Annotated in this window: 20 protein-coding genes; 7 read left to right on the top strand and 13 right to left on the bottom strand. The window is 40.6% G+C overall.

What is annotated here, in order from left to right; genetic code table 11:
• The first annotated feature begins 95 nt into the window (after window positions 1-95).
• The 3 genes from folP to ACTB00_RS06595 are packed head-to-tail and all read left to right on the top strand — an operon-like array spanning window position 96 to window position 2,843.
• A complete protein-coding gene (folP, locus tag ACTB00_RS06605; RefSeq protein WP_463299121.1) occupies window positions 96-977 on the top strand; it encodes a dihydropteroate synthase in 882 nt (293 codons plus the stop codon).
• Window positions 974-1,768: a diadenylate cyclase CdaA gene (gene cdaA, locus ACTB00_RS06600; protein WP_463299120.1), complete on the top strand. Its 795-nt coding sequence runs from the start codon at window positions 974-976 to the stop codon at window positions 1,766-1,768. The genes folP and cdaA overlap by 4 nt, the downstream gene beginning before the upstream one ends.
• Entirely contained in the window at window positions 1,758-2,843 is a 1,086-nt protein-coding gene (locus ACTB00_RS06595; protein ID WP_463299119.1) for a mechanosensitive ion channel family protein, read from the top strand. Before cdaA ends, ACTB00_RS06595 begins: the two co-directional genes overlap by 11 nt.
• An 88-nt stretch (window positions 2,844-2,931) precedes the next feature.
• Here the strand turns inward: ACTB00_RS06595 and ACTB00_RS06590 are convergent, their stop codons facing one another.
• The 4 genes from ACTB00_RS06590 to accC form a co-directional block, all read right to left on the bottom strand.
• Window positions 2,932-5,343, bottom strand: coding sequence for an alpha-ketoacid dehydrogenase subunit alpha/beta (locus ACTB00_RS06590; protein WP_463299117.1), 2,412 nt, complete (start codon window positions 5,341-5,343; stop codon window positions 2,932-2,934).
• Between the two features lie 261 nt (window positions 5,344-5,604).
• The gene (locus ACTB00_RS06585; RefSeq protein ID WP_463299116.1) at window positions 5,605-7,140 is read right to left on the bottom strand and encodes an acyl-CoA carboxylase subunit beta; all 1,536 of its coding nucleotides are present in this window, start codon (window positions 7,138-7,140) and stop codon (window positions 5,605-5,607) included.
• An 11-nt stretch (window positions 7,141-7,151) separates the two neighbouring features.
• Entirely contained in the window at window positions 7,152-7,661 is a 510-nt protein-coding gene (locus tag ACTB00_RS06580; protein WP_321289886.1) for an acyl-CoA carboxylase biotin carboxyl carrier protein subunit, read from the bottom strand.
• 12 nt (window positions 7,662-7,673) lie between these two features.
• Window positions 7,674-9,188: an acetyl-CoA carboxylase biotin carboxylase subunit gene (gene accC / locus ACTB00_RS06575; RefSeq protein WP_463299115.1), complete on the bottom strand. Its 1,515-nt coding sequence runs from the start codon at window positions 9,186-9,188 to the stop codon at window positions 7,674-7,676.
• A gap of 208 nt (window positions 9,189-9,396) precedes the next feature.
• Here accC and ACTB00_RS06570 point away from each other — a divergent pair, with 208 nt between their 5' ends.
• Window positions 9,397-12,027, top strand: coding sequence for a DUF5916 domain-containing protein (locus tag ACTB00_RS06570; RefSeq protein WP_463299114.1), 2,631 nt, complete (start codon window positions 9,397-9,399; stop codon window positions 12,025-12,027).
• 106 nt (window positions 12,028-12,133) lie between these two features.
• Entirely contained in the window at window positions 12,134-13,468 is a 1,335-nt protein-coding gene (locus ACTB00_RS06565; RefSeq protein ID WP_463299113.1) for an MATE family efflux transporter, read from the top strand.
• A 240-nt stretch (window positions 13,469-13,708) separates the two neighbouring features.
• On the opposite strand, the gene rsxA is transcribed toward ACTB00_RS06565, so the two are convergent.
• The 9 genes from rsxA to recG form a co-directional block, all read right to left on the bottom strand.
• Entirely contained in the window at window positions 13,709-14,281 is a 573-nt protein-coding gene (gene rsxA / locus ACTB00_RS06560; protein WP_159517477.1) for an electron transport complex subunit RsxA, read from the bottom strand.
• Window positions 14,282-14,291: 10 nt separating this feature from the next.
• The gene (rsxE, locus tag ACTB00_RS06555; RefSeq protein WP_159517476.1) at window positions 14,292-14,876 is read right to left on the bottom strand and encodes an electron transport complex subunit RsxE; all 585 of its coding nucleotides are present in this window, start codon (window positions 14,874-14,876) and stop codon (window positions 14,292-14,294) included.
• Window positions 14,873-15,505, bottom strand: a complete 633-nt coding sequence (locus tag ACTB00_RS06550; RefSeq protein ID WP_463299112.1) for an RnfABCDGE type electron transport complex subunit G — start codon at window positions 15,503-15,505, stop codon at window positions 14,873-14,875. The genes rsxE and ACTB00_RS06550 overlap by 4 nt, the downstream gene beginning before the upstream one ends.
• Window positions 15,505-16,488: an RnfABCDGE type electron transport complex subunit D gene (locus ACTB00_RS06545; protein WP_463299111.1), complete on the bottom strand. Its 984-nt coding sequence runs from the start codon at window positions 16,486-16,488 to the stop codon at window positions 15,505-15,507. Before ACTB00_RS06545 ends, ACTB00_RS06550 begins: the two co-directional genes overlap by 1 nt.
• Before the next feature lie 38 nt (window positions 16,489-16,526).
• Entirely contained in the window at window positions 16,527-17,858 is a 1,332-nt protein-coding gene (gene rsxC / locus ACTB00_RS06540; protein WP_463299110.1) for an electron transport complex subunit RsxC, read from the bottom strand.
• A gap of 9 nt (window positions 17,859-17,867) precedes the next feature.
• Window positions 17,868-18,800 (bottom strand): Fe-S cluster domain-containing protein, encoded by a 933-nt coding sequence (locus ACTB00_RS06535; RefSeq protein WP_463299109.1) that lies wholly within the window; start codon window positions 18,798-18,800, stop codon window positions 17,868-17,870.
• 2 nt (window positions 18,801-18,802) lie between these two features.
• Window positions 18,803-19,219, bottom strand: coding sequence for a SoxR reducing system RseC family protein (locus ACTB00_RS06530; RefSeq protein WP_463299108.1), 417 nt, complete (start codon window positions 19,217-19,219; stop codon window positions 18,803-18,805).
• A 460-nt stretch (window positions 19,220-19,679) separates the two neighbouring features.
• Window positions 19,680-20,591, bottom strand: coding sequence for a sialate O-acetylesterase (locus ACTB00_RS06525; protein WP_463299107.1), 912 nt, complete (start codon window positions 20,589-20,591; stop codon window positions 19,680-19,682).
• A gap of 19 nt (window positions 20,592-20,610) precedes the next feature.
• A complete protein-coding gene (gene recG, locus ACTB00_RS06520; protein ID WP_463299106.1) occupies window positions 20,611-22,710 on the bottom strand; it encodes an ATP-dependent DNA helicase RecG in 2,100 nt (699 codons plus the stop codon).
• 229 nt (window positions 22,711-22,939) lie between these two features.
• Here recG and ACTB00_RS06515 point away from each other — a divergent pair, with 229 nt between their 5' ends.
• Together ACTB00_RS06515 and ACTB00_RS06510 are read left to right on the top strand one after the other, a co-directional pair.
• Complete coding sequence (locus tag ACTB00_RS06515) at window positions 22,940-23,650, top strand: ABC transporter ATP-binding protein (RefSeq protein WP_463299105.1); 711 nt, start codon at window positions 22,940-22,942, stop codon at window positions 23,648-23,650.
• Window positions 23,650-24,213 carry a cob(I)yrinic acid a,c-diamide adenosyltransferase gene (locus ACTB00_RS06510; protein WP_463299104.1) on the top strand — a complete coding sequence of 188 codons (564 nt, stop codon included), beginning with the start codon at window positions 23,650-23,652 and terminating at the stop codon, window positions 24,211-24,213. Before ACTB00_RS06515 ends, ACTB00_RS06510 begins: the two co-directional genes overlap by 1 nt.
• The last annotated feature ends 48 nt before the right edge of the window (window positions 24,214-24,261 follow it).

Raw genomic sequence — 24,261 nt, 5'->3', positions numbered from 1 at the left:
TTTTGAGCCATAAAAATAGGAAAAAATGCGTATTTTGTTGGCTTTATTATACTTTTGTATGAAGCATTGTTTAACTTATCTAATACTTAGGTTTTATGTTGATCACAAGCTCAGCAAGTAAGTTCTTTAAACGAAAACATACGATCAATGTTAATGGGCAACTAATCGACCTGTCAAACCCCGTTGTGATGGGGATTTTAAACGTAAGCCCCGATTCTTTTTTTGACGGAGGAAAATATGTAATCGAAGATGCCATTCTACAGCGTGCCGAACAGATGCTGGAAGAGGGGGTAAGCATTATCGATATTGGAGCAGTGTCATCTCGTCCGGGTGCTGATGCCATTTCAACAAAGGAAGAACTGACCCGCTTATTGCCGGCGGTAACCGCCATTCGGAAACGGTTTCCGCAGGCTCCAATTTCAATCGATACTTTTCGTTCGTGGGTGGCATTGCGCGTAATTGATGAATGTGGCGGTTGTATCATCAACGATATTTCAGGGGGTGATTTTGATGAGCACATGTTTGACACCGTTGGGAAGTTGGGAATGCCGTACATTTTGATGCACATGAAAGGAACGCCTCAAACGATGCAGGACGATCCTCAATATGATGATATAATAAAAGATATTTCGAAGTATTTTTCTGAAAAAGTACGAAAACTGACCAAAGCGGGAGTCAAAGATGTTATTCTTGATCCGGGTTTTGGTTTTGGTAAAACCTTAGGGAATAATTATGATTTGCTAAATCGGTTGGATTCCTTTAAGGTTTTTCAATTGCCGGTAATGGTCGGTATGAGCCGAAAATCAATGATCCATAAGTTGTTGGAAGTTGATGCCGAACAAAGTTTAGGAGGAACAATTACGGCTAATACAATGGCACTGCTTGGTGGAGCTGATATTTTGAGGGTGCACGATGTGAAAGATGCTGTTGAGTCGGTAAAGATTTTTACCATGCTTAAGGAGACGGCTAATTTATGAGCTTATTTATAACATTAAGGTTTTTAGATGTTTTAGACATATTGCTGGTGGCGTTTTTGCTTTACCAGCTATACTTGCTGATTAAAGGAACCGTAGCCTTTAATATTTTTATTGGGCTTTTTTTAGTGTACCTATTCTGGTTGCTGGTGAGAGCGCTAAATATGGAGTTGCTCGGATCATTTATGGGACAGTTTATTGGGGTCGGTATTTTGGCTCTGATTGTCGTGTTTCAACCCGAAATCCGACGCTTTTTATTGTTGATTGGGAGTAATCCACAGGTAAATCGCTTTCTGAGCGTTGAAAAATTATTCAATTTAAAAACGAAGTCAGCTTCAGGACAACATTTGAAAATGATTGTTAGAGCGTGCGAAAACATGGCGAAAGTAAAAACAGGAGCTTTAATTGTTGTGGCGCAAAACTCGGAGCTGAAAGAGTATATCAGAACAGGTGAAAAATTGAATGCTCGGATTTCGGATAGTTTACTGGAGACCGTTTTTTTTAAAAATACCCCTTTACATGATGGAGCTGTAATCATTAACGGGAACAAAATAATGGCAGCAAGATGTATTTTGCCGCTGACCAATAAGGAAGATTTAAATCCGCTGTTTGGATTGCGACATCGGGCAGCAGTTGGGATTACCGAAAACACTGATGCTTGCGCTATTATTGTTTCTGAAGAAACCGGAAGGATTTCGGTTGCTTTAGCTGGCGAGCTTAGGCACAATCTCTCGGGGATTGATTTGAGTAATATACTTGAAAATATTATTATAGATATTGACGATGCTGACTAAACTTAAAGAACTTGTTTTATTCGAAAATAACGTGTTCAGGGTTGATCTGTTGGATTTGATTTTGATCATTGCGATAGGCTTTGTTGCGTTTCTAATAATACGTTTATTACATCGATTCATTAAAAAACTGCTGACAAATAAACATATTTCTTTTCGTTTTTCTCGCTATTTGTTGCAAGGAGCCAGGTTGTTGGGATGGATCAGCTTCTTTTTTATTGCACTTGAAGTGCTGGGTATTAAAAGTTCCGTAGTTTTTAATTACATATTGTATGACGGAGAAAAACTCAAGCTGCAGATTTTTAATATTTTCATCATTCTGGTCATACTGTATATTGTCAGGGGTTTATCTTTTTTAGTAGAGTATTGGTTCGATGATCGGATTGATAGTAAAAAACTGGATAAGGGGAGGGGGAAGTCGTTCCTTCAGATTGTTAAATACATTATTTGGATGCTGGGGATTAGTGTGGCAATTGGCTCACTTGGATTCGAAATTACCTTGATTATTGCCAGTGTATCAGCTCTGTTGATTGGTGTTGGATTCGGCTTACAACATATTTTTAACGACTTCTTTTCAGGCATTATCATTTTATTTGATGGATCGATTGAAGTGGACGATGTGGTAGAAATGGAGGGCGTTGTAGGGCGCGTGCTGGAAATTGGCTTACGTGTTTCAAAAGTGTTGACGCGCGACAATGTTGTTATTATTGTACCCAACTCTCGGTTTACAGGGCAGCAAGTGATCAACTGGAGTCACAATGCCGATGTCACCCGGTTTTATGTTCCTGTGGGCGTTGCTTATGGTTCTGATGTCAGGTTGGTGGAACGAATATTACTTGAGGCTGCTAAAGATCACTCTCAAATTGTGAAGACCCCGGCCGCATTTGTTCGATTTAATGATTTTGGTGAGTCTTCGCTTGATTTTGAGTTGTATTTCTGGACAGCTAATGACTTCATGGTCGAGAATATCAAAAGCGATCTACGCTTTGAAATTGATCTTCAGTTCCGGGAAAACAAAGTTGAGATCCCATTTCCACAACGTGATTTGCATTTTAAAAGCAGGAATTTTGATTTATAGGATCTGGTTTAAGGCTCCTTTGAAAATTCGATATCTTTTAAACGAAAAAAAACAGTTTTGGCGTGACTAAAGCAAGGAAAGCGATCGCTTACAATTTGGGATACTTTTTGATATCTACCTCTCGCATCATTTCGTAAATATTTTCAAAGATCTGTTCGACGTTTGGTTTGCTAAAAAACTCACCGTCAATTCCATATGCCGGACGATGCGCTTTCGCTGTAAGCGTTCGAGGGGCAGTGTCCAGATAATTGAATGCTTGTTGTTCTTCAATCACTTTTTGCATCATATAGGCTGTTCCACCTCCCGGCACATCTTCATCCACAAAGATGACCTTGCCCGTTTTTTTGATCGATTCCAGAATTCGATGATGAACATCGAAGGGTAAGAGGGTTTGAACATCTATAACCTCTACTGAAATTCCCTTCGTGTCAAGTAGCTCGGCCGCCTTAATGGAGTGATTAACATTCCAGGCATAAGTCACAAGAGTAACATCCGAACCTTCAACCATCACTTCAGGAACACCAAGCGGGATTTTAAACTCGCCCAGGTTTTGGGGAAGTGGCTCTTTGGTGTTGTAGCCTTTTAATGGTTCAATAACCAACGCCGGATCGTTAGCCGATAAAAGCGTATTATAAAAACCTGCAGCTTGTGTCATATTACGTGGTACACACAGATACAATCCGCGCAACGATCCAAGTATCATTTGCATGGGTGAACCGGCATGCCACATGCCTTGTAGCTGATGTCCACGGGTACGAATAATAAGAGGTGCAGACTGTTTGCCTTTTGTGCGATATTGCATACTGGCTAAATCGTCGCTCAGGGTAGAATGTGCATAAATCAAATAATCGAGATATTGAATTTCTGCAATTGGGCGAAACCCTCTTAGTGCCAATCCTATTCCCTGACCAATAATCGTTGTTTCCCGTATGCCGGCGTCAGAAACCCGATCGTTTCCATACTTTTCCTGCATCCCTTTCATGCCTTGGTTTACGCCACCAAGTTTTCCTGTATCTTGCCCAAATGTCACCAGATTTGGGTATTTGTTAAAGAGCGAATTGAAGTTATTGCTCAATATTCCTGAGCCGTTCACTTCGGTTCCCTCTTTACCATATTGAGGAGCTACGGCTTCTACATTCAATGCAGAGTCAACTCCTTCGCGGTATAGTTGACGATTATAAAAATCGGTACTTTGATTTTTGAATTCTTCAATCCAGTGGTACAATTCATTGCAAGCATCTTTAACTTGTGTGGTGTTAAAAATATCGTAATAAATACGTTGGGCAAAGCTCAAATATTTTCGGCGCGTAGGAAAAGTCCTTTGATCAATTTCCTCCAATTCAACCAGATGATCGATTTCTCCTGAAGACTGTTTATCTAAGTTTTTAAGGATCTTTTTAAGACTGTTGGCCTCCTTTAAAAATCCATTGCTATAGTTCTTCCACGCTTTGTTTTTAGCTTCTTTGGCACGCTTTGCGGCTTTATTTTCAATGGCTGAAATTGCGTTCATCTTGATGCCATTTTCAACCAACCATATTTTGAATTGGTAAAGACAGTCGTATTCTTTCTCCCATTCCAAACGCTCTTTACTTTTATATCGCTCGTGTGAGCCGGAAGTCGAGTGCCCTAGCAATTGAGTGACTTCCTGAATATGAAACAAGGTCGGAGTATGCGTTTTTCTACAGTTGTCAATACCTTTTGCAAAAGTTTCTAACAGCTCGGTATAGTTCCAACCCCGGCAGGTGTGAATCGAAATGCCATTCGTTCCACGTTTCTTTTGAAAACCTTTGAGCGCCTCAGAAATACTTGACTTCGTTGTTTGCAGTTCGATCGGAACGCTGATTCCAAATCCATCGTCATAAACTGATACCGCTAAAGGAACCTGCATAACTCCGGCAGCATTGATTGTTTCGAAAAACATTCCTTCCGATGTGCTGGCATCGCCAATACTTCCGAAAGCAACTTCATTACCGGTTACATTGTTATTCAGTGCTTTTGCCAGCGATGCATTATCCCGCACTAATTTCGAAGCTTGAGCCAAGCCGAGTAGTCGGGGCATTTGGCCTCCCGTAGAGCTGATATCTGAGCTGGAGTTATAGCTTTCAGACAAATTTTTAATTTCTCCTTGCTCATTAATGTTAGCAGTACAAAAGTGATTGTTGAAGTTTCTTCCACCGGTTGATGGATTCATTTTATCATCGGTATCACCATAAATCATGGCAAAGAATTCTTCCGGTTGTAGCAGTCCGAGAGCCAGCATGAAAGTTTGATCGCGGTAGTATCCGGATCTCCAATCTCCTTTTTTAAAGGTTTTGGCATAAGCTACTTGTGCTAGCTCTTTTCCGTCACCAAAAATACCAAAATGAGCTCTGCCATTGTGTACTTCCCGCTTACCCAAGACGCTCAATTGACGGCTTAAATAAGCAATATAATAATCGTTGAGTAACTCATCCGTTTTTGTATTGCTTGATGTAAGCATTTCAGCTTTTTCTAAAAGCATTTATCGTAATTTAGTGATTAAGACTATTTAGTCTGAAATACATTAGAAACAACGCACAAAATGGTGTTTTGTTTACAAAATCTAATGTTTCAAACACGATGTCAATTCTAATAAAAACTTGATACTATTCAAAGTAAATAAACCTCAGCAGTCTGTCTATTTTCGTACTTTCCGATAGCGTGAAACCGTTTAACGAGGTAAACGGAAAATTGTCCGTTAGCTGTATTTTCTAACGAACAATTTTCTGTAACATCATTTATATTATAGTGGAATGTTTCCATGCTTTCTTGGCAGGTTCGATTTTCGTTTGTTGTTTGTCATTTCTAATGCGTTGATAATCTTAATTCGTGTGTCTTCCGGATAAATAATTTCATCAATGTAGCCAAGTGAAGCTGCCCTGTATGGGTTTGCAAAAGCTTCGCGGTATTCTTCAACTGCCTTGGCCTTTTCCTCCGGATCTGTAATCTTTCGGTTTAAAATATTTATTGCACCCTCGGGCCCCATTACTGCAATTTCGGCGGTTGGGTAGGCATAATTAATATCACCGCCTATGTGTTTGCTCGACATCACGTCGTAAGCACCTCCATAAGCTTTACGAGTAATTAGGGTGATTTTAGGAACGGTGGCTTCGGCAAATGCATACAGCAATTTAGCGCCATGTTTAATGATGCCTCCGAATTCCTGTTGTGTTCCTGGCAAGAATCCCGGAACATCCACAAGCGTAACCAGGGGGATATTGAAGGCATCGCAAAAACGCACAAACCGTGCAGCTTTTGAAGACGAATTAATATCCAAAACACCCGCTAGATGAGATGGCTGGTTGGCTACAATTCCAACAGATTTTCCCCCAAAACGAGCAAAGCCTATAATAATGTTCGATGCATATTGAGGTTGAACCTCGAGAAAATGTTCTTCATCAACAATTTTATAAATGATGTCTTTCATGTCGTACGGCTTATTTGGATCTACCGGAACGACATCATGTAAAGCATCAACTTTTCGATCAATAGGGTCGGTTGTGGTTTGTAGAGGGGGTTCTTCCATGTTGTTCGATGGAAGGAAACTGATCAATTCGCGAACCATCATAATGGTTTGCTCTTCACTATCGCCGGTAAAATGAGCAACACCACTTCTCGAACTATGTGTTACAGCACCGCCCAGGTCTTCTTTAGAAACTTCTTCATGCGTTACGGTTCTGATTACATCTGGGCCGGTAACAAACATGTGACTGGTTTCATTCACCATGAAAATGAAATCGGTTAAGGCAGGAGAATAAACTGCACCACCGGCACATGGCCCAAGTATGGTACTAATTTGCGGTATCACTCCTGATGATAAAACGTTATTATAAAAGATATCAGCATATCCCGCTAAACTTTGTACGCCTTCCTGAATACGCGCACCACCAGAGTCGTTTAACCCAATCAGAGGTGCTCCGTTTTCAACGGCCATCTTTTGTATTTTAACGATTTTGTCAGCATTGGAGCGGCTCATTGTACCTCCGAAAACGGTGAAATCCTGAGCGAATACATAAACCAGACGGTCATGTATTTTTCCGTAACCGGAAACGACACCGTCTCCGCGAAATTTCTTTTTATCGATACCAAAATCGGTAGCGCGGTGAAGGACAAATTTGTCTATTTCGTTGAATGTGCCCGGATCCAAAAGTTCATCAATCCGCTCACGCGCAGTTTTTTTTCCTGCTGCGTGTTGTTTTTCAACGCGCTCAACTCCACCACCAGATTCGGCTTCTATATTTGTCTGTTCAAACTTCTCAAATTTGCTTTTTAAATCCATAGTCCTCTGAATTAGTCAATTTCAATCAATACTTGGTTTGATTCCACCGTGTCTCCATCTGAAACATTTACAGCTTTTACAACACCATCAATAGCGACTTTATATTCACTTTCCATTTTCATGGCCGAAATGATCACCGCTGTTTGTCCTTGTTTTACTTCTTCGCCTTCTTTCACCAAAACTTTTACAATTTTACCGGGCATCGGTGCTGTTATCTGTTTTTCACTTTGGGCAATTGCTCCGGCTCCGCGATTACGGATATAGCGTGCTTCAGCATCAATCACTTCCAAGTCATAAGTGTTGTGAAGTGTAAATGCAGTGTAGGTCTTGGGTTTTTGTGATGGAACCAGCGAAATATTATGAGACCGATTGTTCTCAATTATTGAAAAGGTTCCTTCATCGTTATGCATCAGGTCGATATTGTATGTTTTATCATCGACCATTACCTCGATGAGGTTTTCATTTTGATTTAAAATTTTAACTGAAGCAATACGGTCACCTAATTTAATTTCAATAGGCATAATTATTTTGTTTTATAAACGATCAAAATTTTTCTGGTAAGTATATTTTTTCCAGCGGTTGTTAGCCGGATTGAGTTCTTTTGTTGGAATAATTTTATTCTTGCGATTCACGAAATCAAAATAGGCTGAAATAATAACCATATCTTGTTGTTCCAATTCTTCGACACTTTCAGCCATCAAGGTTGTTCTATTCTTCTCAATGAAATTGGTATCATAGTTTCCTGTCACAAAATCAGGGGTTTCCATAATCCGGTTTAGAAACTTTAGCGAACTGCGGATTCCTGTTATTTTGTACTCGTAAAGGGCTCTTCGCATGCGTTGGATTGCCTCTTCGCGGGTTTGCGCCCAAACAATGAGCTTGGAGATCATCGGATCGTAGTGAATTGGAATTTCATAGCCTTCGTATACATAGCCGTCAGTGCGTACCCCGAGCCCAAGTGGTTCGGTAATACCATGGATTTTCCCTGGACTTGGCATAAAGTTATTGTCTGAATCTTCAGCATATATCCGGCATTCTATGGCGTGACCTTTCTGTTCCAATTCACTTTGAATTAAATTGAGGTGCATTCCTCCGGCAACTTCAATTTGCTTTTTAACCAGATCGATTCCAGTTACCCGTTCGGTAATTGGATGTTCAACCTGCAAGCGCGTATTCATTTCCAGAAAGTAGTAGTTTAAATCGTTGTCTACCAAAAACTCAATGGTTCCGGCTCCAACATAATTTACTGCTTTTGCGGCATCAACGGCGTGCTTGCCCATCTGGTAGCGCAGTTCCTCAGTCATTAACACGGAAGGTGTTTCTTCTACCATCTTTTGGTGTCGCCTTTGGATTGAGCATTCCCGCTCAAAAAGGTGAACCACATTGCCGTGTTCGTCTCCAAGCACTTGAAACTCGATATGGTGCGGTGAGCTTACATATTTCTCAATGTAAACTGCATCATTGCCGAAAGAAGCCAGGGCTTCGGATCGAGCAGCACGAACGGCAGAAATAACATTTGCCGCTTTTTCAACTAGCCGCATTCCTTTGCCACCACCTCCGGCAGAAGCTTTAATCATAACCGGTAGCCCAATGGATTCAATGGTCTCAATGGCTTCGTCCTCTGACTTGATGGCTTCCGTAGTTCCGGGAACAACAGGAACACCGGCCGCAATCATTGCTTTACGAGCCTGAATTTTATCACCCATTTTATCGATCACTTCGGCAGTAGGACCAATAAAAATAATACCGTTTTCTTTACACAGCCTTGCAAAGGCGGCATTTTCAGATAAAAAGCCGTAGCCTGGGTGGATCGCATCAGCTTTTGATTTTAAAGCAACTTCTATAATTTTATCAGCTTTTAAATAACTGTCTTTTGAAGGAGCCGGGCCAACGTAGTATGCTTCATCAGCATAGCGAACATGCATCGATGTACGGTCGGCTTCGGAAAAAACAGCAACAGTTGCTATGCCCATTTCACGGCAGGTGCGCATGATTCGGACAGCAATTTCACCCCGGTTTGCCACCAGGATTTTGTTGATTTTACTCATAAATAAACTTTTAATACTTCAAATACTTGTCTTATTAAATAGTCTAATTAGGTCCTTTTTGACCTAAATTCTACCATAAAAACCATATTCGGTCTAAAAAGTTTTCGCAAGCCTATTATTAATTAATCTTTACGCCTGAAAAAAAATAATGTTAAGAAGTACATGAAGTAAAAAATTATGTATATTCGCCGAGCCTTATCGAAAAACTATGTTGTACCAAAAATCACTATCTAAATTAATCCTGCTTTTTGGATTTGTATTTTCAGTGAGTTCTGTTTGCGCTCAGGGTGATGCTGACTATTCACTATCTACAGATTCAATGGTTAACCGAGTAGCTAGTGATATAAAAGTGTATCACGCTGACTTCACTTCAGAAAAAATAAAAATTGATGGAGAGCTTGATGATGCTGTCTGGAGACATGTGAAATGGGAGGGTGGGTTTGTACAGCAACAGCCTTTACAGGCAAATGCGCCATCGCAACAAACCGAATTCTGTATTTTATATGATAAGGATAATCTATACATCGCGTTAAAATGCTACGATGATGAGCCTGAAAAAATCAGATCCATATTAAGTCGACGAGATGAAATGAGCGGCGATATTGCAGGCGTGGCTATTGACTCGTATGCAGACAAACGAACAGCTTTTGAGTTTAATGTGTCGGCTGCCGGCCAGAAGGTTGACCTCATGCATCTTGGAGCATACCAATGGGATCATAATTGGGATGCCATTTGGGAGGGTAAATCAGCAGTAAAAGATTCGATGTGGACGATTGAGATGCGTATTCCTTTTAGTCAGCTGAGGTTTTCTGATAAGGAAGAGCAGGTGTGGGGAATGCACATTTGGCGATGGATTGATCGAAATTCGGAAGAAGATCAGTGGAAGCTAATTCCGGTTGATGCTCCAGCCATGGTTTATTTATTTGGCGAACTGCGTGGAATAAAAGGCATTAACGCAAAACGAAAAATGGAGTTTCTGCCATACTCCAGCTTTAAGTATTCGCCAAATACCGACCTGGAAAATAGTACAAGATTCGACATCGGACTAGATGGAAAGATTGGTCTGAGTTCCGATTTTACACTGGACTATACTGTAAATCCTGATTTTGGACAAGTTGAAGCCGACCCTTCAGAGTTGAGTTTGTCGTCGTATGAAGTTTTTTACGATGAAAAGCGGCCGTTTTTTCTGGAAGGAAATAATGTACTTGACTTTAGCATGGGGCGCGATTTGCTTTTTTACTCCCGAAGGATTGGACGTGCTCCTTCTTATCGGCCGGGTCTTCAACAGGATGAAAGTCTGTCGATGCCTGATAATACATCGATTATTAGTGCGTTAAAGGTAACCGGGAAGAATAAGAAGGGCTTGTCGTTGGGAGTTGTTCAGAGTTTTACAGCAAAAGAAAAAGCCACTGTTTATTCTCCTGGCAACGAAGAGCAAGTTACGGTAGAGCCATTTTCGAATCACTTTGTTGGTCGTGTAAAACAAGATTTTAATGAAGGGAATACCGTGCTTGGCGGAATTGTGACTTCCAGTGTGAGTTCGATCAATGAGGAGCATTTGGAGTTTCTACCTCACTCGTCCTTGGTCGGAGGAGTTGATTTTCAGCATAATTGGAAAAAGCGAAAGTATTTTATTGATTTGAAGAGTTTCTATAGCCGAATTGGTGGAACGGAAGAAGCTATTGCTGACTTGCAATTGGCATCGCAGCATTATTTTCAACGACCAGATGCTGATCACTTAACTTATGATCCATCAAAAACAAGTTTAATCGGTCATGGAGGACAACTTGCAGGAGGAAAACAAAGTGGCAAGTTTCGTGCGAATGGAACCTTTAGCTGGCGCTCTCCCGGTGTAGATTTGAATAACCTCGGCTATATGTATCAGGCCGATTACCTTGAAGGGATTGCCGAATTTAAGTATCAAGTGAATAAGCCGATTGGAATTTTTCGTGACTATTACTTAAAATATACTCAAAAGCACGAATGGAGCTATGGAGGTGAAACAACCAAAGAAGAATTTCAACTCCACTCGTATACCCGGTTTACAAATTTGTGGCGTATGCATGCATTTCTTGAACACGATTATAATGTGTTTGATACCCGTGAGTTGAGAGGAGGCCCCAAATTGTTTAAAGATGATACCTGGGAAACCCGCTTGTTTTTTCAATCAAACAACGCAAAAAATCTACTTTTTGCAGGAGGACCGCACTACATCTGGTCGGTTGATGGGATATCAAAAAGAGATCGGTACAATTTTACTGTCCGCTGGCAAATTGGCGATCGGATTTCCATTTATGGACAAATGGACTATGAAGATATGACAGATTACCACCAATATGTTCGCAGACTTTCGCTTTCAGATAACTCAACGGGGTATCTGGTTGGAAAAATGGATCGTAAGACGATTTCAACAACCCTGCGGTTGGAGTATTTCATTACGCCGGAGATATCCTTACAATATTATGCCAATCCTTATGCTTCGGTTGCTAAATACTCTGATTTTAGAAGGGTAAATAAAGGTGACAGTAAAGATCTGAATGACCGCTATTTTCAGGCTGAGTCTGTTGAACTCGAAAATAACAGCTACAGTATAAAAGACGAAACAGGAGAAGAATACGCATTCGTAAATCCGAATTTCGACTACAAAGAGTTGCGATCGAACTTGGTTGCCCGATGGGAATTTCGCCCGGGATCGACACTTTATCTGGTTTGGAACACTTCCAGTATACTTTACGAGCGAAGTAGTAACTACTCGGTTAGCAAGAGTTATGGTGACCTGTTTGGCGTGAAATCCGACAATGTTTTCATGATAAAATTCAACTACTGGTTTTCGCTTTAATCCATCTCAATCGATTACTTTTGTCACTTTTATAATTCTGAAGCAACAAGTAAACTATTCGTAACTGAAGGTTTTTTTTTTTGTGGTGACAATCAACGCGAGCGCAGTGAAATTTTCAAACTATATACCTCTTTATAAAAGTAACTTACATCTGGCCTTTCCGGTTATTTTGTCCCAGATAGGACAGGTAACGGTTAGTCTTGCCGATAATATGATGGTTGGACATGTTGGAACAGTCGAATTGGCTGCTGCCGCTTTCTCCATCAATATCTTCCATATTGGTATGTTAATGGGAATTGGAATCACGATGGGAATAACGCCGCTTGTAGGGAACGTATACAGCCAGAAAAAGGAGCAAGAGGTGGGCGAATACCTGAAAAATGGTTTGCTGGTTCACATGGGTACAACTGTACTAATTGCTTTAGTGATGGGGCTGTTAAGTGTTTATCTTGATCGGATGGGGCAGCCGGAACAAGTTGTAACCAAAGCTATTCCTTATTACTTATTGTTGGTTGCATCGTTGCTGCCGATGTTGCTATTTATGTCATTCAAACAGTTTTTGGAAGGAGTGGGGAATACCAAAATAGCCATGTATATTACGCTGACGGCTAATTTACTAAATATAGCACTGAACTATGTTTTGATTTATGGAAAATTTGGAGCTCCGGCGTTAGGCTTAAATGGAGCAGGAATTGCCACTCTAATCTCAAGAATTTTGATGCCCATCTTATTGATTCCGTTTGTACTAAAAAATAAGCAGTTTAAGCGGGAGTTCAGGATCGCTTATCATGCCCGGATTAAATTAAAGAAGCTTAAAGAATTGTTTGCGGTGGGCTTGCCAATAGGCTTGCAGATTATTGTAGAGGTAAGCACATTTAGTTTTGGTGCAATTATGATGGGGTGGATTAGTAAAGAAGCGTTGGCAGCCCATCAGGTTGCTATTGGTTTGGCCTCATTTACGTACATGATCAGTTTAGGAGTTGGAGCCGGAACAACTATTTTAGTGAGTCATGCGCGAGGAGCAAATGACAAATTACAGTTGCGCAGGAGTATATACTCCTCCTTTCATCTTGTTGTTCTTTTTATGGGAATTATGGCCATTTTGTTTGTGCTTTTCCGACATCAGTTTCCGCTATTGTTTACCAACGATCCTGCTGTTATTACCATTGCCGCCAATCTGCTGATTGTAGCTGCTCTTTTTCAGATTTTTGATGGAGTTCAAGTCATTCTATTGGCTTCGTTGCGTGGAATGTCTGATGTGAAATACCCCATGTTCATGGCATTTATCAGTTATATGATTTTAGGCTTGCCAATAAGTTATCTATTGGGTGTTATTCTTAAATTTGGAGCTGTGGGTGTTTGGGGTGGTTTTTTAAGTGGGCTTGGCTTCGCTGCTTTGTTATTTTCCTTGCGGTTAAAAAGGCATATTCGATTTGATTAGTAGGATCAGGTTGCTTCTAAGCAATATCGCAACAGATATTTCGCCGTTGTTGCGGGTTTTTAATTCCACTTGTTTTTATCGAAAGAACTACCTTTTCTTTGATGAAATACATGCCGGAATAAAACAAAAAAACAGCACCAAAGAATGATGCTGTTTTTGACTTATTTTTCAATTGTCTTGTTGGAAATCTAACTGTCGATAAGCCTAACTACTAAATTGGAAATATTAATTGTTGTTGTTTTAAACTAAACCACTGAATCCCATAAAAGCCATTGCCAGAATTCCGGCTACAATTAATGCAATTGGCGTTCCCTTTAAGCCTTTCGGAATATTCATTAAATCTAAATGTTCTCTAAGTCCTGCAAATAGTACCAATGCCAATCCGAATCCGATTGCGTTTGCAATAGCAAAAACAACTCCTTCCATCAGGTTGAATTCCTTTTGGTAAGTCAAAATTGCAACACCGAGAATTGCACAGTTTGTTGTGATTAAGGGTAAGAACACGCCAAGTGCCTGATAAAGCGAAGGACTTACTTTCTTCAATATAATTTCAACCAACTGTACTAAAGAGGCAATAACCAAAATGAAAAAGATGGTTTGTAGAAATACCAAATTCAATGGATTCAAAATATAATTTTGAATGAGGTATGTAACAATTGTCGCAATAACCATCACGAAAGTTACTGCACCAGTCATTCCGACAGCCGTAGACAGCTTTTTGGAAACCCCAAGGAAAGGACAAATTCCTAAAAACTGATTCAGTACAATGTTGTTTACAAATATGGCGGCTATGATAATAAAAATATATTCCATGGTATATTTTTTAAGCTTTGTTCAAACGATTAATAATGGCAATTAAATAGCCCAATACAAGAAAAGCTCCGGGAGCTAACACGAATAGTAGCATTCCGTAATCTTCAGGAAAGATTGTCAGATTGAAAATTTTTCCGCTACCTAAAAATTCACGTGCTGCACCAAGCAAGGTGAGTGCAAAAGAGAAACCAAGTCCCATCCCCAAACCGTCAATCGCCGAGGTAGCAATCGTGTTTTTTGAGGCGAATGCTTCTGCACGTCCTAAAACAATGCAGTTCACTACAATCAGAGGAATGAAAAGCCCCAGGCTCTTGTAAAGAGCAGGTAAGTACGCCTGCATAACCAACTCAACAACAGTAACCAATGAAGCGATTACCACAATGAAACTAGGTATTTTTACTTTGCTGGGGATGACATTTTTGATGACTGAAATAACGATGTTTGACATCAATAGTACAAAGGTTGTAGCCAAACCCATGCCCAGCCCGTTGATGGCCGATGACGTAACCCCAAGGGTGGGACACATACCCAGTAGTAAAACAAAAACCGGATTTTCTTTGATAAATCCTTTGGTGAAGTTTTGCATCTGATTCATGATTGTCCTCCTTCTTTAGTCTGATTATCTGCTGTCTTTTCCGACTCTTGATTTTGATTATAGGTATTGTAAGCTCTTCTGACGGCATCTAAAAATGCGCGGCTGGTAATCGTCGATGCTGTAATGGCATCCACTTCACCTCCGTCTTTACTTACTTCAAATTTTGTTGTTGCCGGGCTTTTGCCAATAATGTTTTGCTTGGGTTTTGATTCATCTTTAAACCACTTATCCATTTTAGCTCCAAGCCCCGGAGTCTCTTTGTGTTCGAGTATTTCGTAACCGGTAACTGCTCCTTCGGGTGAAAAACCAGCCATCAGCGTAATTAAGCCGCTAAAGCCATTCTTAGTGTATGTCTTAACAGCTACTCCTACCAATTGCTCATTTGCTCCGTAAGCCGGGAAAAACTCCAAGCTGTCAGTTCCGTCAGCAGGAAGTACTTTGTACGAATCGCCAAGCGTTTCAAAAGCGGGAAGCACACTTTCAATGGCTTCTTTTTGAGCTTTCATTTTTGCTAGAGCGATATCTTCCTTGGTTAGGTCGTGTATAAATCCAAGTATAGTTGCTGCAATCAGCGTTACCAAAAATAAGGTAACCGTCATGTTCGTAAATGTCGATTCTTTTTGTGCCATTACTTCGCCCCTCCAAATCGTTTTGGTTTGATGTACGCATTTATTAGCGGTGTAAACCCGTTCATAATCAAAATGGCAAAGGAAATTCCTTCAGGGTATGCTCCAAAATTTCTAATGAGTACTGTAATGACTCCAATGCCAACTCCAAAAATTAACTGTCCTTTTACCGTCATCGGTGAAGTAACCATATCGGTAGCCATAAAAATAGCTCCAAGCATGGCGCCACCTGTTAATAAATGAAATACGGGTTCGATAAAATTTTCAGGATTCAGCATCCAAAGCGCACCCTGAAAAACAAAGATAGTGCCGAGTACAAAAAACGGAATGTGCCAGGTAATTACTTTTTTCCATAACATGTAGCCAAATCCCAGCAAGAGAAACATGGCTGATATCTCACCTAGTGACCCTGACATATTTCCATATAAAAGGTTCAGGTTTGATGGGAGAGCGGTCATTATTTCGCTAACTGGTTGCCCGGCTTTAACGCCTTCTTTTAACAAAGCTAGCGGAGTGGCTGTTGTTAAAGCGTCAACAGCAGCATGCTGTGTTACCGGCCAGCTGGTCATGTGAACCGGAAAGGAAATCAGTAAAAATACACGACCAACCAGCGCCGGGTTAAATGGGTTGTTTCCCAGCCCGCCGAATGATAGTTTTCCCACTCCAATTGCAACAAGTGCCCCAACAATGATCATCCAGGTTGGAAGGCTTGCCGGAACGTTAAATGCTAATAAAATACCTGTCAATGCAGCCGAACCATCGGTGATTTGAGGTATTTCTTTCATGATGAATTTTTGAATCAGGTATTCAAAAGCCACACAGGCAGTAACCGCAATGAGCGTTACTCGAATAGCTTCGAAGCCAAACATAAAGACCGACCAGGCAAGTGCAGGAACGAGAGCCAGCAGTACCCGGTACATGATTTTATTCACCGAATCGCTGGTTTGAACGTGCGGTGAAGGCGATATCGTTAGAAGTTTACTCATTTCTTTTGATCAGAATTATGAATTAGACTTTTGTGTTTTTAGTTTTTGCGGTTTCGGATAATATTTCCAACTTTTCCTTTTCCGAGACGAATATAATCTAATAATGGACGATCGGCAGGGCAGGTGTAACTGCAGGAGCCACATTCAATACAGTCCATAATGTTGTTCCCTTCGGCCTTCTCCCAAATTTGCTTGTCGGATACGGTCATCAAAAAGTAGGGCTCCAGTCCCATTGGGCAAACAGTAACACAGCGAGTACAACGAATGCAGTTTTTCATTTGCTCACGATTGGCTTCCTTTTTGGGTAGAATTAAAATACCCGACGTTCCCTTGGTTACCGGAATATCAGTCGTGGAAATTGCTTTTCCCATCATAGGACCGCCGCTGATTACTTTGCCCGTATCTTCTGGTAATCCTCCGGCAGCATCAATTAAATCTTGTACAGGAGTTCCTATTCGAACCAGCAAGTTTGATGGCTTGGCAACCGACTTGCCGGTAACTGTGACAACCCGCTCAACCAGTGGTTTATTTTTCTGCACCGCATCGTAAACTGCCAATGCTGTTCCAACATTGCTAACAACTGCGCCAACCGAAATTGGAAGAGCTCCCGAAGGAACCTCGCGACCTGTCACGGCTTTTATCAATTGCTTTTCTCCACCTTGTGGGTATTTAACCTTTAGCGGTACGACATCAATTGCCGAGTCTGATGCGGTTAGTTTATTCAGATGGTTAATCGCATCCGGCTTGTTGTTTTCAATGCCAATGTGAGCTTTGTTAACTTGCAAGGCACACATTAAAAGACGAATGCCAACCAATAGTTCTTCTGCTTTTTCCAGCATCACCCGATGATCGGATGTTAGGTACGGTTCGCATTCTACACCATTGATTAACAAGACTTCGGCTTTCATGCCTTGCGGTGGCATCAGCTTTACGTGGGTCGGGAAAGTTGCTCCACCCAGTCCAACAACACCGGCTGCATTTATTTTGTCAATAATTGTTTTGCTATCAGCTTCAAAATTTTCAACTAACTCTGAAGAAGTGTCAATTCCGTCTTCCCATTCATCGCCTTCAACATCAATATAAAATCCTTGTTTTGGATAACCGGAACTGTCCATTGACAGGTCAACCTTTTTTACCTTTCCGGAAACGGATGAATGAATATTTGCAGAAACAAAGCCGCCAGATTTGGCAATGAGCTGTCCTACTTTTACTTGATCGCCTTTTTTTACCAGGGCTTGCGCTGGTGCACCAATATGTTGGGCTACGGGGATAAAGACACTTTTTGGTAAAGCCAGCTTTTCTATGGCTTTGTTGGCCGAAAGTTTGTTTTCAGCCGGGTGAACCCCGCCGAGTTTGAATGTTTTTAACACGATGGCCTCCTATTTTTTATCTAAGTTATCTGGTTTAATATCTTCGGATGACTTGCCTTCTACTTTTTTCGGGACTTCCTTTTTTACTGTAGGTTTGGGAGGTAAGTCTGTTTTGACTTTTCGAGGTGGAAAACCAACTTCGATAATAGCATTTGTAGGACATTCGACAACACATTTACGGCACAACTTACATTTGTCTGAATCGATAAATGCCAGGTTGTTGTTCATCGTAATCGCATCGAACGGACATACCTTGAAACATTTGGAACATCCAATACAGGCGACTTCGCATGATTTCTTTGCTACTCCCCCTTTGTCTTCGTTGCGGCACGAAACGTAAATTTTACGGTCTTTTGGTCCTCGTTTACGAAGCTCAATCAGCGTTTTTGGGCAGGCTTCAACACAGGCACCACAGGCAACACACTTGTCGTCCACAACTTCCGGTAATCCGGTTTCCCGGTTCATGTGAATCGCATCAAAGTCACAGGCTGCAACGCAGTCGCCGTGTCCGAGGCACCCATACTGGCATCCGGTATCTCCGGCATAAAGCGAAGACGCTACAGCGCAAGATGTTGCTCCATCATACTGATTGGTTTTTGGCCGATGTTCACAGGTTCCGTTGCACCGAACAACCGCTATTTTTGGATCTTGTGCAATGGCTTCGAGTCCTAAAATATCAGCAACTCCTCCCATGCAATCGTTTCCACCAACAGGGCAAAAAAGAGACGATAACTCATTTTCTTTAACACATGCTTCAGCAAACGCGCGACAACCGGCATAGCCACATCCTCCGCAATTGGCTCCAGGCAAGGCATTTTCAACTTCGTCGATCCGTGGATCTTCATATACTTTAAACTTTTGAGCTACCAAGTATAAAATGACAGCAGCCAAAATACCTATAGCGCTCAAGGCAATCATAGTATAAATAATCGTATCACTCATAATTATAGTAAAGGCTTGATTTCAAATTCAAAGCTCTTGCGAATTTTATTTCGAGTAAGATAAAGTATGGTGTAATATGGAATTAAAGTGGACAACGAAACGAGTCCGCTGATGCCTTCGCTAAACTGAAGGCTTGTTAATAATATCAATGCAAACAAAACAAGTATAAACGGAAAGACGTAGCCATAAAACAAAGCCTTGAAACCTTGCGATGTTTTTCCAACGACTTCAACAGATTGTCCGAGGCTATAATCACCGTTGAAATGATTAATTTCAATTTCTTTGTCTTTCATGTCTGACATAGAACATGCTCCTTTTGCATGACATCCGGAGCAGGCCGATTCGTTGACAATGCCAACGACTATACTTTTTTTAGTAAGCTTTTTTATAATCCCTTTATGTGAAATCTCTCCCGACATTTGTTTCTTCTTCCAGCTTTTATGACTGCAAAACTAAAGATGTTTGGATAACTAGAATCCATATTTTCATCATTTTTAAAACATCTTCGGTTATTTATATTCTTTTTAAATAGTTAATTTCATCTGAAATGTTTTTATGTGTCACATAGTCAATTGATTAGAGTCTGTTTTGGGTTGTTTTGGTTGTACTCGTTTTGTTTTATTGCAATGTAGAGATTGCATTAAATAATCAGTAAAACAATCTCTGAATTGCAAAAAATGCTCTACTTTATATTCTGAGTTGAACAAAAAGGACAAAATTCTGCTAACTTCTATTAACTAAATCGACATAAATTGATAATTGAAAAGGTCATTTTAGAAGCGTCGAAAAAGGACAATTAATTTCTGTAATAAAAAAATAAAAGAGGGATGTCGACTTTAAAATTGACATCCCTCTTTTGAACTCTAATTTGATCACCAATTATTTTTCTTTCTTCTGTAATAATCTTGACATCTCGTCGGCAAATTGAATTCCAAGGTCAATAAATCCTTTTGAATCGTAGTGCCATTTATCTGAATACTCGTAATTATCGGTTGTTTTAACCAGAGCTGCAGCCGGATCATTTTCAACAAAATGCTCTTGTGCTGCGCGAATCACATTTCCAAAATCCCATACCAAGCCATCTTCATCTTTTCCGCTGTCAGAAATACGTCCAATAACCAGCGGGAGTTTATCGTGTCGCAACGATGCTCTGATCATATCCATTAGTTGCGTCAGGTTCTCCCCGTATTTTATGGCCACCTCGGCGGAGTGTCCATCGCTTTCACCCTGCATCCAGACAATCCCTGTCGGAATTAATTGATCTTTTTCTCCATCACCGTCAATATCTTCAACTTGTAAAGCACCCCGGAGGGTTGCCAAATAGTGATCCCACTGATTTACACCATTTTTCTCAGAGTAATCGGGATCCCAACATCCGGCAGAACTTGCTCCAATAGCGATTGACGTTCCTCCACGAGAGTATTTAATCAGCGCAATTGATTCTCCGGGAAATAATTCCTGCATTCTTTGTGCAAAGGATAGTTCAACTCCAAAACGCTCACCGTATTGATTCGTTTTTCCGTCAGTTTTAAAATCCTTGCCATGACCCGGTTTTAGTTTTGCCCATATCCCGTCGCCTTTCGGTTCCTCTCCATCTTTGGCCATTTGCGCTTGGTAAATCATAACGTCTTCAAATGTTTTAGAAAGATCCGATGGTAACTCTTTTACATAGCCATAGCCGTCCATGTTTGACTGTCCTCCCAGGTAAAAGACCCGATAAACTTTGGACTGACAAGTAAGGCTTACCGCCAGTAGAAAAGCAATTGAGAAGTAAATTTTTGATTGTTTCATGTTAGTTTCGATTTATTATTTAGCTTATTACACTCCAGTTAAATTCGGTGTTTTTCATTTTTTGAAATTGATACCGTAGTATTTTGTTTTCTTCCTTTTCCAGTTTCGGATCGTCATCAAGAATATCGCTGGCAACATTTCGGGCAATACGTAAAATCTCGCCATCTTTTCCCAAGTTGGCTATATTCAGGTCTACACCCAATCCGCTTTGCTGCGTGCCTTCTATGTCTCCGGGCCCCCGCAATTTCAAATCCACTTCGGCAATTTCAAATCCATCATTGGTACGCACCATGGTTTCCAGTCGTTTTCGGCTTTCGTTGCTTATTTTATACGAAGACATTAGTAGGCAGTAGGATTGTTCAGCTCCGCGGCCAACCCGACCTCGAAGTTGATGTAGTTGCGACAAGCCAAAACGTTCGGCACTCTCAATGACCATGATTGAGGCATTCGGTACATCAACGCCAACCTCAATAACAGTTGTGGCTACCATGATCTGTGTTTTACCTTCTTTAAATAATTGCATTTCTGCATCTTTTTCAGCTGGTTTCATGCGGCCGTGAACCATGCTTATTTTGTAACGCGGAAAAACTTCTTGCATCAATTCATAACCATCTTCGAGATTTTTGTAATCCATTTTCTCCGATTCGCTGATCAGCGGATACACAATATAAGCTTGTCGGCCGGCATCAATCTGCGAACGAATAAACTGATAAACTTGCTTCCTGCGGTTTTCGAAATAATGGCGGGTGTCAATTGGTTTTCGTCCCGGCGGAAGCTCATCGATGACCGATACTTCCAGGTCGCCATAAAGCGTCATGGCTAAAGTTCGTGGAATAGGAGTCGCGGTCATTACTAAAATATGAGGAGGAGTTCCTGCATTCTTTTTCCAAAGTTTAGCCCGTTGGGCAACTCCAAATCGATGCTGCTCATCAATAATTACCAGTCCTAATTTATCGAAGCTTACCACGTCCTCGATTAATGCATGTGTTCCGATTAATAGCTGTAAATCGCCACTTTCCAATTGCTCATGAATAATTTTACGTTCGCTCTTTTTGGTTGATCCTGTTAGCAGCGCAGTTTTTACACCAAGTCCGGTAAGCATTTTTCGAATGGTGTTGAAATGCTGAATGGCCAAAATCTCAGTTGGCGCCATCAGGCTGGCCTGAAAACCATTGTCAAATGAAATGAGTGAAACCATTAAAGCAACCAGTGTTTTCCCACTACCCACGTCGCCTTGTAAAAGGCGGTTCATTTGTTTGCCGGAACCTAAATCTTTACGTATTTCTTTAATGACCTTTTTTTGTGCTCCCGTGAGTTCGAACGGTAAATTATTGTTGTAGAATTGGTTGAAGTTGTAGCCTATGTTAGAAAATACAAATCCCCTGAATGCTTCATATCGGCTGTGTTTGAGGCTCAGTATTTTTAGTTGAATGAAAAATAGCTCTTCAAATTTAAGTCGGAAGGTTGCTTTTTGAAGCTGTTGAGTACTTTCCGGAAAATGAATTTGCCGGAGGGCATCCTTGAGACCCATCAACTTGAACGGTTCAATTACTTTTGGAGGCAGGGTTTCATAAATTTTACCGCGTATTTGTTGCGCGAGCGAATACTGAATTTTATTAAGTGCCTGCGTATTTAAAAAACGCTTTTTAAGCTTCTCGGTCGTATTGTAAAAAGCCTGAAGAACACCGGTTTTAATTTGTTCGCTGGTCTTATCTTCAACTTCAGGATGAATAATATTTACCCGACCATTAAAAACTGAAGGTTTGCCAAAAACCACATAAGTTTTTCCCGGCAACAAATTTTCTCTGATGTATTTAATTCCCTGGAACCAAACCAAATCCATTACACCGGTTTCATCTGCAAAAACAGCAGTTAGCCGCTGCTTATGTCGCTCGCCTTGTAATTCAAAAGATCGGATTTTTCCTTTTACCTGAATGTAGGCTTGATTGGACCTTACCTCGGCAATGGAGTGGAATTTTGTTCGATCGATATATTTATAAGGAAAATAGTATAGCAGATCGCGAAATGTATTGATGTTAAGCTCTTTTTTAAGTAGCTCAGCTCGCTTTGGGCCCACACCCGGTAAAAATTTAATGTCCTGATCTAAATACTCCGGCATAAAGCAAAGATAAAAAACAAAATTCAGCTCAAGTTTGAAATATTTTTAGAGTTATTAAGATTTTTTGTTCATATTTATTATGTATTGCATGGTTTTTGTTAATTGCACGAAATACGAATACTTAAAAGTACTTATCGCAAGTGAGAAATCAATATCATATCCTTATATTTACTAACCAAATAAAAAAGAGTATTGTCAGTTTTCTCTTTTTTGAAATTAATCAAAGTACATGTCAAACATAACAAATGAGGTAATTAGTTTAACCGATATTGTAAAGAATTACAAGGTTGGAACGCAGGTTGTTCGGGCTCTTCGCTCGGTTAGTATTCATATTAATGAAGGCGAGTATGTTGCCATTATGGGGGCTTCAGGATCAGGTAAGTCTACTTTAATGAATGTAATTGGTTGTTTAGATACGCCTACAAGTGGTACCTACATTTTGAACAAGCATAACGTTAGTGATTTAACCGATGACGAATTAGCGATGATTAGAAACCGCGAAATTGGTTTTATTTTTCAAACCTTTAATTTGCTTCCCCGAAGTACAGCTTTAGACAACGTGATGTTACCCATGGTATATTCGGGCGTGAAGAAGCAAGAGCGAATGCAACGAGCTACCGAGATGTTGGCAGATGTTGGTTTGGCTGACCGGATTGACCATAAACCTAATGAACTTTCCGGAGGACAGCGACAGCGGGTTGCAGTAGCTCGCGCTTTAATTAATAAACCTGCAATTCTTTTAGCTGATGAACCCACAGGAAACCTGGATTCAAAAATTTCAGAAGAAATTATGCAGTTGTTTTCCGAAATTCATCAACAAGGCAATACCCTGATTGTTGTAACTCATGAGGAGGATATTGCCTTGCATGCACACCGCGTTATTCGGTTAAAAGATGGGGAAGTAGAATCAGATGAAATCAACCCAAATCCGGTAATTTAATGGAAAAAGAAGTTCGCGTATATACAAAAACAGGAGATGATGGCACCACTGGTTTGATTGGTGGTGCGCGGGTAAAAAAGTATAATATCCGTTTAGAATCGTATGGAACAGTCGATGAGCTAAATAGTCATGTTGGCTTAATTGTGGCGATGGATATTGATGAAAAGGCAAAGGCAGTTTTGAAGCATATTCAGTCTGTATTATTTACGATTGGAGCTCAACTGGCAACTGACGATTCGGTGTCGGAGTTTAAAAAGCAGATCCCATGTAAAATAGAAGACATTGAAATGCTTGAAAAGGAAATGGATCAAATGTTTGAAGTGCTCCCTAAGCTAAACAGTTTTATTTTGCCGGGAGGAAGTATTGCTGCCGCACATACACAAATCGCACGTACAGTTTGTCGGAGGGCTGAGCGCCGAATAATTGAACTTTCAGAGCAGAATGAAGTCAATAAAAACCTGGTAAAATTCATAAATCGACTGTCTGACTACCTTTTTGTGCTGGGACGAAAGATCTCATTCGATGAAAATGTGCCAGAAACGCAATGGAAATCGGGGGTTTAGATAACAAATCTTTTTTTTAGGTTTTGCTTTTATTTTTTATATATTCGC

This window comes from Sunxiuqinia sp. (genome assembly GCF_055140945.1).
This window is presented reverse-complemented; position numbering and strand designations above follow the sequence as displayed.

What these genes read in the sequence shown, in the direction of transcription:
- folP (WP_463299121.1), top strand. Translation starts at nt 96, where the DNA reads ATGTTGATCACAAGCTCAGCAAGTAAGTTCTTTAAACGAAAACATACG.
- cdaA (WP_463299120.1), top strand. Translation starts at nt 974, where the DNA reads ATGAGCTTATTTATAACATTAAGGTTTTTAGATGTTTTAGACATATTG.
- ACTB00_RS06595 (WP_463299119.1), top strand. Translation starts at nt 1,758, where the DNA reads ATGCTGACTAAACTTAAAGAACTTGTTTTATTCGAAAATAACGTGTTC.
- ACTB00_RS06590 (WP_463299117.1), bottom strand. Translation starts at nt 5,343, where the DNA reads ATGCTTTTAGAAAAAGCTGAAATGCTTACATCAAGCAATACAAAAACG.
- ACTB00_RS06585 (WP_463299116.1), bottom strand. Translation starts at nt 7,140, where the DNA reads ATGGATTTAAAAAGCAAATTTGAGAAGTTTGAACAGACAAATATAGAA.
- ACTB00_RS06580 (WP_321289886.1), bottom strand. Translation starts at nt 7,661, where the DNA reads ATGCCTATTGAAATTAAATTAGGTGACCGTATTGCTTCAGTTAAAATT.
- accC (WP_463299115.1), bottom strand. Translation starts at nt 9,188, where the DNA reads ATGAGTAAAATCAACAAAATCCTGGTGGCAAACCGGGGTGAAATTGCT.
- ACTB00_RS06570 (WP_463299114.1), top strand. Translation starts at nt 9,397, where the DNA reads ATGTTGTACCAAAAATCACTATCTAAATTAATCCTGCTTTTTGGATTT.
- rsxA (WP_159517477.1), bottom strand. Translation starts at nt 14,281, where the DNA reads ATGGAATATATTTTTATTATCATAGCCGCCATATTTGTAAACAACATT.
- rsxE (WP_159517476.1), bottom strand. Translation starts at nt 14,876, where the DNA reads ATGAATCAGATGCAAAACTTCACCAAAGGATTTATCAAAGAAAATCCG.
- ACTB00_RS06550 (WP_463299112.1), bottom strand. Translation starts at nt 15,505, where the DNA reads ATGGCACAAAAAGAATCGACATTTACGAACATGACGGTTACCTTATTT.
- ACTB00_RS06545 (WP_463299111.1), bottom strand. Translation starts at nt 16,488, where the DNA reads ATGAGTAAACTTCTAACGATATCGCCTTCACCGCACGTTCAAACCAGC.
- ACTB00_RS06535 (WP_463299109.1), bottom strand. Translation starts at nt 18,800, where the DNA reads ATGAGTGATACGATTATTTATACTATGATTGCCTTGAGCGCTATAGGT.
- ACTB00_RS06530 (WP_463299108.1), bottom strand. Translation starts at nt 19,219, where the DNA reads ATGTCGGGAGAGATTTCACATAAAGGGATTATAAAAAAGCTTACTAAA.
- ACTB00_RS06525 (WP_463299107.1), bottom strand. Translation starts at nt 20,591, where the DNA reads ATGAAACAATCAAAAATTTACTTCTCAATTGCTTTTCTACTGGCGGTA.
- recG (WP_463299106.1), bottom strand. Translation starts at nt 22,710, where the DNA reads ATGCCGGAGTATTTAGATCAGGACATTAAATTTTTACCGGGTGTGGGC.
- ACTB00_RS06515 (WP_463299105.1), top strand. Translation starts at nt 22,940, where the DNA reads ATGTCAAACATAACAAATGAGGTAATTAGTTTAACCGATATTGTAAAG.
- ACTB00_RS06510 (WP_463299104.1), top strand. Translation starts at nt 23,650, where the DNA reads ATGGAAAAAGAAGTTCGCGTATATACAAAAACAGGAGATGATGGCACC.